The following is a 12,119-nucleotide window of genomic DNA, read 5'->3' as shown; positions in this document are numbered from 1 at the left end:
GGAATCCAAATCCCTATTTGTTGTTGTCTGTGTTGTGTTTTGCATTTTCATTAACCCGCTAAGCGGATTTAATGTCTTCTCTTAAGCCTGTGAACTCAGGCATCAAAGATATCAATTGCTTACTGTACTCATGCTGCGGATCATTAAAGAGCTGTTCCGTTGGAGCGACTTCGAGCAAAGTACCCATTTGCATTACACCAATTCGATCACACATTTGACGGATTACCGGCAAATCATGACTGATAAATAGCATAGTCAAATTTAGTTCATCTTGAAGATCTTTGAGGAGGTTGAGAATCTGTGCCTGCACCGATACATCCAGTGCAGAAGTGGGTTCATCACAAATAAGCAATCGAGGACGTGTCGCCAATGCTCGAGCGATGGAAATTCGTTGTCTTTGCCCACCAGAAAATTCATGTGGGTATTTCACGCCAGCCATCTTACCAAGGCCAACATGTTCAAGTAGGTCTTCTACAATTTGCTTCGTCTCTTGCTCGTTTCGTGTCAATTTATGGAAACGAATAGGCTCTGCAATGATGTCGAAGATTTTCATCCTTGGGTTCATTGAAGTGTAAGGATTTTGGAAGACCATTTGCATCTGACGACGCAGCGGACGACGCTCGTTTTCAGATTTTAGAGAGGTTAAGTCAATGCCTTCAAACGTGACCTTACCAGAGTTTGGCGCGTACAAGCCCGCGATAACACGTGCAATAGTCGACTTACCCGAACCCGATTCGCCCACAAGACCAAATGTTTCACCTTCAAATACTTCAAAGCTAACATTGTTGGATGCTTGCACGTATTCGCGGCGACTTTCAAAGAAAGAGTCTTTGGTAACAAATCGTAGGTTAACGTTCTCAACATTCAGTAGCGGACCTGTATAGTCACGGTGATCTTGGCTTTGTCCTAACCAGTGATTTTTAACATCCAATGGTTCCATCTCGTGCGCTTCTTCGATGTAACTTACCAAAGGAAAGCGATCCAGCTTCACATCAGAACGGGGAACCGCAGAAATCAAACTGCGTGTATAAGAATGGTCAGGGTCACCAAGGACTTTCGATGTTTCGCCAAACTCGACCAGATCACCGCGGTACATAACCGCAACTCGATCCGTCACGTTAGACACCACACCCATATCGTGCGTAACCAACATACAGCCTACATTTTTCTCAACGCAAAGATCGCGGATAAGGCTAAGTATTTGGTCTTGAATAGAAACGTCTAACGCAGTGGTGGGTTCATCAGCGATGATCAAATCCGGCTCACCAGCCAAAGCAATTGCGATAACAACACGCTGACGCATACCACCTGAGAATTGGTGAGGGTATTGCTTTAAGCGGTTTTCAGGTTGAGGAATACCGACTTGTTTCATCAGAGACAACGAGCGTTCATACGCTTCATCGTCCGACACATTCATGTTGGCATGAATGGTTTCCTTCAGTTGTTGTTCAACCGTAAATAAAGGATTAAGTGAGGTCATAGGATCTTGGAATATAAATCCAATTTTAGATCCGCGCACGCTGCGCATTTGCTCTGGGCTTAGCCCCGAGACTTTTTCCCCGTCAAGGAACACATCACCACTGGCAATCAAACCAGGAGGGCTTAGTAGGTCAATAACGGCATTACCTACGGTAGACTTACCTGCACCAGATTCGCCCACAACGCCCACAATTTCGCCTCTCTCTATATTAAAAGAAAGCGACTTTACGGCGGCATGAATCCCATGTCGTGACGGGTATTCGATTCGAAGATTTTTAACTTCTAATAGTGACATCACCAGACCTCTACTGCTATGGCAGTTTTCTGCCCTGTCTGTAAGTTGATTCCATTCTTCATCCGGCTTTATATCCGGCTTTTAACAGGCGAATAATTTGGCAAATAATTCACACAAAAGCAACAAACAAAGCATAAATGTGCGTTAAGCACCGCTTAGAAAGCAGATTTAATGCATAATAATTCAAAAAAATAAACTAACGATTCCAAGGGAAGCATCGTAAAAAATAGAATTATCATTTGTATTTCATCGAAGTATGCTAATACATCGACAATAAACATGCGAATTAACAAGATATTCTCAATTCACATTTAAGAATTTTTATTCGTCTACACTTTTAACAAATAAAAAACAAAACCTGAATAATTGATATTTATCAGAATTAAACCCTATACAAAAGCCAAATAAGCAAAATATAACTCGAAAGTAAGGCGCCCAACTAAAACTATAGTCTCAACCAGTTTTTAAGCTTAAAAAATAAAAAGTATTTTTCATTGCTTGAGAACTTATTTTCAGCAAATAAAACTAGTTAGAAAGCATTTAAACTCATAATTTAAGTCTGAGAACTCATTTTTCAGTAAGAATCTAGGCTCACTTCGGTAGTGCTTTGATGTTTAATGAAAAATAAGTATGGTCTATTTTATGATGAAGATGACCTCTGCGCCTCATAATGACTGATTAAGACGCTCTGAGGTAAATACAGGTTCTCACAGGTTTACCACCAACCCACTCCCCCATACACCTAAATTTGATTTCGCTGAAATGCAAAAAAGCCCCGTCATTTCTGACGAGGCTTCTTAATAGTGTCGGTGAAGAGGGATTCGATTGGACTGGCATTCCAGCCCACGACCCTATGCTATGAACACCAACCATCAAAATGCAAAAAAGCCTCGTCATTTCTGACGAGGCTTCTTAATAGTGGCCGGTGAAGAGGGATTCGATTGGACTGGCATTCCAGCCCACGACCCTATGCTATGAACACCAACCATCAAAATGCAAAAAAGCCCCGTCATTTCTGACGAGGCTTCTTAATAGTGGTCGGTGAAGAGGGATTCGATTGGACTGGCATTCCAGCCCACGACCCTATGCTATGAACACCAACCATCAAAATGCAAAAAAGCCTCGTCATTTCTGACGAGGCTTCTTAATAGTGGCCGGTGAAGAGGGATTCGATTGGGCTGGCATTCCAGCCCACGACCGTATGCTATGAACACCAACCATCAAAATGCAAAAAGCCTCGTCATTACTGACGAGGCTTCTTAATAGTGGTCGGTGAAGAGGGATTCGAACCCCCGACCCTCTGGTCCCAAACCAGATGCGCTACCAAGCTGCGCTATTCACCGACAAATTTTGTTTTGATTTCAAAACTGGAAACCTTATAGGCTACCAAATCAATGGGGTGGCTAACGAGATTCGAACTCGCGACCACCGGAATCACAATCCAGGGCTCTACCAACTGAGCTATAGCCACCACTAATTTTTTTACATAGCTGTTAACAACAACTATTGAAATAGTGGTCGGTGAAGAGGGATTCGAACCCCCGACCCTCTGGTCCCAAACCAGATGCGCTACCAAGCTGCGCTATTCACCGACGATACTCCAAAGGAGTGTTTTGTTTCGAACTTAATCAAAACTGGAAACCCTATCTATTACTAACTTTGGTTACCGAAATAATGGGGTGGCTAACGAGATTCGAACTCGCGACCACCGGAATCACAATCCAGGGCTCTACCAACTGAGCTATAGCCACCACTATTTTGCCAATATTACCTATTCACATAAGCATCCGGATGGCGCGCCCGAAAGGATTCGAACCTTCGACCTTTGGCTCCGGAGGCCAACGCTCTATCCAGCTGAGCTACGGGCGCATGCCCTATCGGCGGAGTGGAATAATACGTATATCACAAAGTGTCGTCTAGTGTTTTTTGCAGTTTTTTTATTGATTGTTGCCTTTTTCGGCAATTGAGATGTGATTAAACCCATGTCGCGAACAAGTTGTTGTTTATTGCAACAACTTGAGTCGCTATAATCACCTATTATTTATAATGATTTAACAGGTGTTTCACACCTAGATAATCAAAATACTTAAGTTTCGACAGGGAAAGGCATTGTTTACGGTATTTTTTGATGAACCGTGTGTCTGTGAATATTCTCTGACAATAGCTTAGGTGAATAACAAACCAAATAAAGATAAACATCGTATTTATCAATGCCTGGAAATGTATAGCGAGTAATGGATATGTCACGTCGAATTATTGGCCTATTGGCTGCTACAATCACCTTCTCAAGTTTCTCTTTTGCAGCCAAAGTCAGCCAAGAAGAATACGATGCGATTTCAGATCGTATTAAACCTGTTGGTCAGGTATACCTTGCTGGAAGCGAGCCTGTTTCAGCAGAACCTAAAGGTCCTCGAGATGGCGCTTCAGTTTACAATGTATTCTGTACAGCCTGTCACGGTACTGGTGTCAGTGGTGCACCAATTAAAGGAGATGCAGGGCAATGGGCCTCGCGTATCGCCCAAGGTATGGATGTGATGACCGATCATGCCATCAATGGTTTCAACGCAATGCCTGCAAAAGGTGCGTGTATGGATTGCTCCGATGAAGAAATCGTCGCTGCCATTAACCATATGATCGAAGGTTTGTAACGTACCGACAAAACCTCAGTAAAAAGAGCAACGCGCGAAAGGCGGTTGCTCTTTTTTGTTCGGGCTCAATCTTGGTGTACACCCAAGTGACCTCAGGTGTGGAATTCTTAATAGATCTACTTTTTAAACATCGCTTTCAAATTGGCAATATGCGCCTGACCTTTTTCCATTCTTTCTTCTTGTGAGACTTTCTTTTTAGCTTGTTCCCACTCTACATCATCAAAAGGCAGTTCATCGAGAAAGCGGCTGTGTTGAGGTTTGATCAATTCCCCATATTGTCGGCGTTCACGGCACATGGTAAACGTGAGCTCCTTCTGTGCACGCGTTATCCCTACGTACATTAGCCGCCTTTCTTCTTCTACATTCTCTTCATCAATACTGGTTTGGTGCGGCAAAATGCCTTCTTCTGCACCAAGTAAGTAAACATAAGGAAACTCCAACCCTTTAGATGCATGTAACGTCATCAATTGAACTTGGTCGGCATCATCGTCGTCTTCACCTCGCTCCATCATGTCTCGAAGCGTAAGCCGCTGAACCACTTCTTTTAACGTTTTTTCTTCATTGTCGTAGTTGTCTCCTTCGAGATCCGCCACTATCCAGCTGTATAAGTCCGACACATTTTTCATTCGCATTTCAGCGGCTTTCGGGCTTGGTGACGTTTCGTATAACCAGTCTTCATAATGGATATCTCTCACCAGTGAACGCACTGCCTCAACCGTATTGCCTCGCTCTGCATTGTCGGATATCGCGACCACCCATTGCACAAACTTACGCAGGTTTTCCAAACCACGACCAGTGAGGTGCTGCTCCAGCCCAAGTTCAAAGCTGGCTTCAAACAGGCTTTTTCCTCGCATGTTGGCGTAGCTACCCAATTTCTCTAATGTGACCGGACCAATTTCTCGTCTTGGGGTGTTTACGATTCGCAAAAAAGCATTATCGTCATCTGGATTCACGAGAACACGAAGGTAAGCCATGATGTCTTTGATTTCTGAACGAGCAAAAAAGGAAGTACCACCAGAAATCTTATAAGGCACTCGGTTTTGCATCAGCGATTTTTCAATCAACCTAGATTGATGATTGCCGCGGTACAAAATCGCGTAGTCTTTGTAATCGGTTCTGTTCAGGAATTTATGCGCAATCAGTTCACCCGTGATCTTTTCCGCTTCATGCTCTTCATTCTTTGCGGTCAGTACCTTGAGCATTTCGCCATCTGGTATTTCAGAGAACAGCTTTTTTTCATAAACGTGCGGATTATTGGCAATCAAGATGTTCGCACTACGCAGAATTCTGCTGGTTGAACGATAGTTTTGCTCTAGTTTGATTAGGCGAAGGTTGGGGTAATCTTCCCCCAATAACACGAGGTTCTGAGGTTTTGCCCCGCGCCATGAATAGATAGACTGATCATCGTCGCCTACCACGGTCAATCGACCACGCTCACCGACAATTAAACGAACCAGTTCATACTGACTGGTGTTGGTGTCTTGGTATTCATCGACCAGCAAATAGCGAATACGACTTTGCCAGCGTTGACGGACGTCTTCGTTCGATTTCAGCAAAAAAACTGGCAGCGCAATAAGATCGTCAAAGTCCAATGCGTTGTAGGCTTTCATTTGCTTCTGATACATATCAAAGCAGTGCCCAAACAATTGCTCTTGCTCCCCTCTAGCTCGTTCAATAGCTTGAGCAGGTGAAAGCATGTCGTTCTTCCAGTTAGAAATATGGCTCAGCAAGGAACGGAGTAAATCTTTATCGCCATCGATCTGTTTTTCAGTGAGCTCTTTTAATAACGCTAACTGGTCTTGATCGTCAAACAGAGAAAAGCCCGCTTTTAATCCCAACGCTTTGTATTCTCGACGAATGATGTTTAAACCCAGCGTGTGGAACGTTGAAACCATTAACCCTTTTGACTCATGCTTACCCAAAGTTTGACCAACACGCTCTTTCATTTCACGAGCGGCTTTATTGGTAAAGGTTACCGCCGCAATATTCCGCGCCTTGTAGTCACACTGCTGAACCAAGTAAGCAATTTTGTTGGTAATAACTCGAGTTTTACCAGAGCCAGCGCCTGCCAGTACCAAGCAGGGACCTGATACGTATTTCACGGCTTCATCTTGTCTGGGGTTCAGCTTCATTGCGGGGTCTCTTTCGAATTCGATCTCGGGAGCATAGTGTAATTCTCTCCTCATATTTATACCAATAAGAAATTACTCGGCAAAATATTCGTAGGATTACAAATTATTTGTTGCACACATCCGTAGGGTTGGAATTATAATGAATGAACGTTCATTCACATTTGAGTAATGCATATATGCCCGGTGAAAAGCAGATTGGTAACGATAAGCGATTGAAGATATTGCGAGCTGCAGAAAACTTGCTCGCAGAGGAAGGCTTTCATGGCATATCAATGCAAAAGATTGCACAATTAGCAGGTGTTGCCGCTGGAACCATTTATCGCCATTTCGATGATAAAGACCATTTATTGATTGAATTAAGGCTCATGGTTTCTCAGCGTATCGCTGATGTTGTGCAAGCCAACGTAGATAATGACATGCCTCTGAAACAACGTTTTCGCATTATGTGGCTCAACATCTGGCATTTGGCCTGCACGGAAGGGAGCACGCTTTGCAATCGGACTCAATACGAATCTCTTCCTACGCCTGCTCATGTGAATATTAGGGAACTTGAACGAAAAATGTTTGCCAAAGTGGAGCAAATGTTCACGGAAGGTAAACAACAAGGGGTGCTCAAGCCTTTGGATAACCCCATTTTATCTGGTCTTAGTTTGGAAGTAGGCGTCACGCTTGCTCGCAAACATGCCTTAGGGATCTTTCAACTCAATGATGATGCATTAGAAGCGGCGATTGAAGCCAGCTGGGATGCCATTGTTCAACACTAACTTGGAGTTCTGAATAGAATGAAAAAGTGGACTTTCTTTATGTTACTTATCTCAATCCTGCTTTTCGGCAGTGTGATAGGTTTCAATATGTATAAGCAAGACATGATCGCTGAGTATCTGGCAAACAGACCAGAACCAGAGTTCCCTGTTACCGTCACTGAAGTTACGGCTGTTGATTGGGTTCCGACCATTGAAGCAATCGGCTTCATTGAACCAAACCAAGGCGTGACACTTACAACAGAAACCAATGGTGTAATCAATAAGATTCAATTTGAATCTGGCACTACAGTTAAAGATAACCAAGTTCTTCTTACTTTGGATTCTGAAGTTGAGCAAGCCAACCTAAAAAGTGCGAAAGCAAAATTACCTGCAGCTCAAGCAAAATATAAACGTTATGCTGGTTTGTATAAGAAAGGCTCTGTATCGAAAGAAGCTTATGATGATGCACAAGCTGCGTATTTATCTCTTTCTGCAGATATTGAGAGCTTAAAAGCGTCTATCGATCGCCGTGAAATCAAAGCACCGTTTGCAGGTGTTGTCGGCATCCGAAATGTTTACTTAGGTCAATACCTACAACCGGGAACGGATATTGTACGTCTTGAAGACACCAGTGTTATGCGCCTTCGCTTTACCGTTCCACAAACGGATATTTCACGTATTCACATAGGTCAAACTGTTGATATTAAAGTTGACGCCTACCCAGAAAATTCCTTCCAAGGCTCCATCAGTGCTATAGAGCCTGCCGTCAGCGTACAAAGTGGCTTGGTACAAGTTCAGGCGGACATTCCAAATAACGATGGTCAACTTCGTAGTGGTATGTTTGCTCGTGCCGACATCATTTTGCCAAAACTCACCGATCAGGTTTCCTTGCCTCAAACCGCAATCACTTTCACCTTATACGGTGACAATGTGTACATCCTGTCTGACGAAGATGGTGTACAGCGAGTGAAGCAACACGTTGTAAAAGTGGGTGAACGTACCGAGCACATCGCTCATATATTAGAAGGGGTAAAACCTGGAGATGTAGTGGTGACTTCTGGTCAGGTTCGTTTAAGCAACGGCGCTAAAGTTCGTATCGTGGAAAGCGATGCAACGAATCCGCCTGCTGAAACACCAATGCTGTAACTGGAGGAAGCATGCGCTTTACTGATGTTTTTATTAAACGTCCTGTTTTAGCGGTATCCATCAGCTTTTTGATTGCTTTGCTTGGTTTACAAGCCATCTTCAAAATGCAGGTGCGTGAATACCCTGAAATGACGAATACCGTTGTTACAGTATCAACGGGCTATTACGGTGCCAGTGCCGATTTGATTCAGGGCTTTATTACTCAGCCGCTGGAACAAGCTGTCGCACAAGCCGACAATATCGACTTTATGACGTCTCAATCGGTGTTAGGTAAGTCCACCATTACGGTGACAATGAAACTGAATACCGATCCTAATGCGGCATTGGCGGATATTCTCGCCAAAACCAACTCGGTGAGATCTCAACTGCCAAAAGAAGCAGAAGATCCAACGGTAACCATGTCGACAGGCTCAACCACTGCGGTTCTCTACATTGGTTTCACCAGTGACGAGTTGGTGTCGAGCCAGTTAACAGACTATCTTGAGCGAGTGATCAACCCTCAGCTATTTACAGTTAACGGTGTGTCTAAGATCGACCTTTACGGCGGTTTGAAATACGCACTTCGTGTTTGGTTAGACCCAACGAAAATGGGCGCACTTAACCTAACAGCAACCGATGTAATGACGGTTCTGAATGCCAACAACTACCAGTCGGCAACCGGTCAAGCCATTGGCGAATTTGTTCTGTATAACGGCAGTGCCGATACACAAATTTCAAGCGTTGAAGAACTCAGTCGTTTGGTGGTGAAAAATGGTGAAGGGCTCGTCATCCGCTTAGGTGACATCGCCAAAGTATCACTAGAGAAAAGCCACGATGTTTACCGTGCAAGTGCGAATGGGCAAGAAGCGGTTGTTGCTGCAATCAATGCCGCGCCAAGTGCTAACCCAATCAACATTGCGGCAGACGTTCTAGAGTTATTACCAACACTTGAAAAGAACCTTCCAAGTAACATCAAGATGGAAGTCATGTACGACTCCACAATTGCAATCAATGAGTCCATCCAAGAGGTCATCAAGACCATTTTGGAAGCGGCACTGATTGTATTAGTGGTTATCACCATCTTCCTAGGTTCGTTCCGAGCGGTCTTGATCCCTATCGTTACTATTCCATTGTCACTAATTGGTGTGGCTATGGTGATGCAAGCAATGGGTTTCTCTTGGAACCTAATGACACTGCTGGCTATGGTTCTGGCTATCGGCTTGGTGGTTGATGATGCCATTGTTGTTTTGGAAAACGTCGACCGTCATATCAAACTGGGGGAATCGCCATTCCGCGCAGCTATCATTGGTACACGTGAAATTGCGGTGCCTGTTATTGCCATGACGCTGACCTTAGGGGCGGTATACGCACCAATCGCAATGATGGGCGGTATCACCGGTTCTCTGTTTAAGGAGTTCGCCCTTACTCTTGCTGGGGCAGTATTTGTTTCAGGTATCGTGGCGTTAACACTTTCTCCGATGATGTGTTCGAAAATGCTGAAAGCCAACGAACAACCAAGCAAATTCGAGAAAACCGTTCATCAATTCCTAGACAGAATGTCGGATCGCTACGAAGGTATGTTAGTCGCTGTAATGCAGCATCGCCCTGTCATTATTGCTTTCGCTATCATCGTGTTTGCCAGCCTTCCAATGTTGTTCAAGTTCATACCGAGTGAGCTTGCGCCATCTGAGGATAAAGGTGTCGTGATGTTGATGGGTACAGCGCCATCAAACGCGAACCTCGACTACATGCAAAACACCATGAATGATGTGAACAAAATCCTGTCAGACCAGCCAGAAGTGGCGTTTGCTCAGGTGTTCACTGGAGTGCCTAACTCAAACCAAGCTTTCGGTATTGCATCCATGGTGCCGTGGAGCGAGCGTGAAGCAAGCCAAGCGGAAGTCAAAGATCGCGTAAGTAAGTTGGTGCAAGATGTTCCAGGCATGTCGGTAACGGCGTTTGAAATGCCTGAACTACCGGGCGCGGGCTCTGGTCTTCCTATTCAGTTTGTTATGACAACACCGAATAGTTTTGAGAGCTTGTTCCAAGTCGCGACGGACGTATTAACGGAAGTCAATACGAGCCCACTGTTTGTCTACTCTGATCTCGATCTGAACTACGATTCAGCCACCATGAAGATCAATATAGACAAAGATAAAGCCGGTGTTTATGGCGTGACCATGCAAGACATTGGCATCACGCTCAGCACAATGATGGCTGATGGCTATGTGAACCGTATTGACCTAAATGGTCGTTCTTACGAAGTGATTCCTCAAGTAGAGCGTAAGTATCGCTTAAACCCAGAATCCATGAACAACTATTACGTTCGAGCGGCAGATGGTAATTCCATACCACTAGGAAGCCTGATTTCTATTGATGTGGTTGCGGAGCCTCGCTCACTACCACACTTCAATCAGTTAAATTCGGCAACTGTAGGTGCAGTACCAACACCAGGTATTGCTATGGGTGAAGCGATAAACTGGTTTGAAAATATAGCGGAAACCAAACTGCCTGCGGGATACAACCATGATTACATGGGAGCATCACGTCAGTTCGTAACAGAAGGCAGCGCACTGTACGCAACATTTGGCTTAGCTTTGGCCATCATCTTCCTTGTATTGGCTATTCAATTCGAGTCGGTGAAAGATCCACTGGTCATTATGGTTTCTGTGCCGCTCGCCATATGTGGAGCGTTAATCGCGCTGGCGTGGGGCGCCGCATCCATGAATATCTACTCGCAAGTCGGGTTGATTACGCTCGTCGGTCTCATAACCAAGCACGGCATTTTGATTTGTGAAGTTGCCAAAGAAGAACAACTTCATAATAAAAAGAACAAGATGCAGGCAGTAATGGAAGCGGCGAAGGTGCGTCTTCGCCCTATCCTGATGACAACAGCAGCCATGATCGCAGGTTTGATACCTCTGATGTATGCAACTGGTGCAGGTGCTGCTCAACGTTTCAGTATTGGTATTGTTATCGTTGCTGGATTGGCGATAGGGACGCTTTTCACCTTGTTCGTTCTTCCAGTAATTTACAGCTACTTAGCAGAGGATCACAAACCGCTGCCAGTATTTGTTGAAGATAAAGATCTAGAAAAGCTTGCGAGAGTTGATGAGGCAAAAGCCGCTCAACGAGATATTCGAGAAGAGTCCGTGTAATCGCAACAGATACACAAAACGTAAAAAGGCTACTTCGGTAGCCTTTTTTCTTGCTAAAGACTAACGACAACGACCAGCGAATTACATAAAATGAGGTTAAATTGAAAGGAGTTACCCATGTTTGATCCCAAGAAACTCGAACAAATTGCCAAACAAATTCATGAGTCAATGCCTCAGCCTGTCAAAGAGCTCAGTACTGATGTAGAACAAAAGGTTCGCCAAGTTATCCAAGGCCAACTCAATAAGTTGGATGTTGTCAGCAGAGAAGAGTTTGATGTGCAAACTCAAGTATTGTTGCGCACTCGCCAAAAGCTGACGGAGATGGAGCAAAAGCTGGCAGATCTAGAAGAAAAGCTGAGCGAAAAATAGAAGCCACTTTTCCTTCAAGCAAAAAGAAAGGCTTGCTCTAACGACAGAGCAAGCCTTTTATTTATGTGTTGTGTTTACTTTTTGTATTATCGACCCCAGTCTGCTGGAGTTCTTTTGCAATATAAGCGTAGTCGATAACGCAGAAATAACTTCGTCATTTTAGGTGAAGG

General features: G+C 44.3%; 7 protein-coding genes and 5 tRNA genes. 5 read left to right on the top strand and 7 right to left on the bottom strand.

All coding sequences use genetic code 11. The annotated features are described in order from the left end of the window. Positions 1–58 precede the first annotated feature (58 nt). From LDO37_RS00290 to LDO37_RS00265, 6 genes are all read right to left on the bottom strand, one after another. Complete coding sequence (locus LDO37_RS00290) at positions 59–1,774, bottom strand: dipeptide ABC transporter ATP-binding protein (protein WP_126608779.1); 1,716 nt, start codon at positions 1,772–1,774, stop codon at positions 59–61. Between the two features lie 1,266 nt (positions 1,775–3,040). Beyond that, positions 3,041–3,117 (bottom strand) — tRNA-Pro (locus LDO37_RS00285). Between the two features lie 52 nt (positions 3,118–3,169). After that, positions 3,170–3,245: transfer RNA gene (locus LDO37_RS00280), tRNA-His, on the bottom strand. Between the two features lie 44 nt (positions 3,246–3,289). Next, positions 3,290–3,366 (bottom strand) — tRNA-Pro (locus LDO37_RS00275). Positions 3,367–3,449: 83 nt separating this feature from the next. Continuing rightward, a tRNA-His gene (locus tag LDO37_RS00270) sits at positions 3,450–3,525 on the bottom strand. 41 nt (positions 3,526–3,566) lie between these two features. Further along, positions 3,567–3,643, bottom strand: a tRNA-Arg gene (locus tag LDO37_RS00265). 365 nt (positions 3,644–4,008) lie between these two features. Between LDO37_RS00265 and LDO37_RS00260 the strand changes: the two genes are divergently transcribed. Next, positions 4,009–4,422, top strand: a complete 414-nt coding sequence (locus LDO37_RS00260) for a c-type cytochrome (protein ID WP_101114936.1) — start codon at positions 4,009–4,011, stop codon at positions 4,420–4,422. A 116-nt stretch (positions 4,423–4,538) separates the two neighbouring features. Here the strand turns inward: LDO37_RS00260 and rep are convergent, their stop codons facing one another. Then, positions 4,539–6,554: a DNA helicase Rep gene (rep, locus tag LDO37_RS00255; protein ID WP_101114938.1), complete on the bottom strand. Its 2,016-nt coding sequence runs from the start codon at positions 6,552–6,554 to the stop codon at positions 4,539–4,541. Positions 6,555–6,697: 143 nt separating this feature from the next. Between rep and LDO37_RS00250 the strand changes: the two genes are divergently transcribed. The 4 genes from LDO37_RS00250 (at position 6,698) to ubiK (ending at position 11,949) form a co-directional block, all read left to right on the top strand. Then, complete coding sequence (locus tag LDO37_RS00250) at positions 6,698–7,318, top strand: TetR/AcrR family transcriptional regulator (protein ID WP_126606950.1); 621 nt, start codon at positions 6,698–6,700, stop codon at positions 7,316–7,318. Between the two features lie 18 nt (positions 7,319–7,336). After that, positions 7,337–8,443, top strand: coding sequence for an efflux RND transporter periplasmic adaptor subunit (locus tag LDO37_RS00245; RefSeq protein ID WP_126606948.1), 1,107 nt, complete (start codon positions 7,337–7,339; stop codon positions 8,441–8,443). An 11-nt stretch (positions 8,444–8,454) separates the two neighbouring features. Then, positions 8,455–11,580, top strand: coding sequence for a multidrug efflux RND transporter permease subunit (locus LDO37_RS00240; protein ID WP_101114941.1), 3,126 nt, complete (start codon positions 8,455–8,457; stop codon positions 11,578–11,580). A gap of 117 nt (positions 11,581–11,697) precedes the next feature. Further along, the gene (ubiK, locus tag LDO37_RS00235; RefSeq protein WP_126606947.1) at positions 11,698–11,949 is read left to right on the top strand and encodes a ubiquinone biosynthesis accessory factor UbiK; all 252 of its coding nucleotides are present in this window, start codon (positions 11,698–11,700) and stop codon (positions 11,947–11,949) included. The last annotated feature ends 170 nt before the right edge of the window (positions 11,950–12,119 follow it).

Origin of the sequence: Vibrio penaeicida (genome assembly GCF_019977755.1) — a bacterium.
Taxonomy (GTDB): Bacteria; Pseudomonadota; Gammaproteobacteria; order Enterobacterales; family Vibrionaceae; genus Vibrio; species Vibrio penaeicida.
Note: the sequence above shows the minus strand (reverse complement) of the source record. Positions and strands in the feature narration are given on the sequence as shown.

Coding starts and splice junctions, on each gene's coding strand:
- LDO37_RS00260 (WP_101114936.1), top strand. CDS start 4,009: ATGGATATGTCACGTCGAATTATTGGCCTATTGGCTGCTACAATCACC.
- LDO37_RS00240 (WP_101114941.1), top strand. CDS start 8,455: ATGCGCTTTACTGATGTTTTTATTAAACGTCCTGTTTTAGCGGTATCC.
- LDO37_RS00245 (WP_126606948.1), top strand. CDS start 7,337: ATGAAAAAGTGGACTTTCTTTATGTTACTTATCTCAATCCTGCTTTTC.
- rep (WP_101114938.1), bottom strand. CDS start 6,554: ATGAAGCTGAACCCCAGACAAGATGAAGCCGTGAAATACGTATCAGGT.
- ubiK (WP_126606947.1), top strand. CDS start 11,698: ATGTTTGATCCCAAGAAACTCGAACAAATTGCCAAACAAATTCATGAG.
- LDO37_RS00290 (WP_126608779.1), bottom strand. CDS start 1,774: ATGTCACTATTAGAAGTTAAAAATCTTCGAATCGAATACCCGTCACGA.
- LDO37_RS00250 (WP_126606950.1), top strand. CDS start 6,698: ATGAACGTTCATTCACATTTGAGTAATGCATATATGCCCGGTGAAAAG.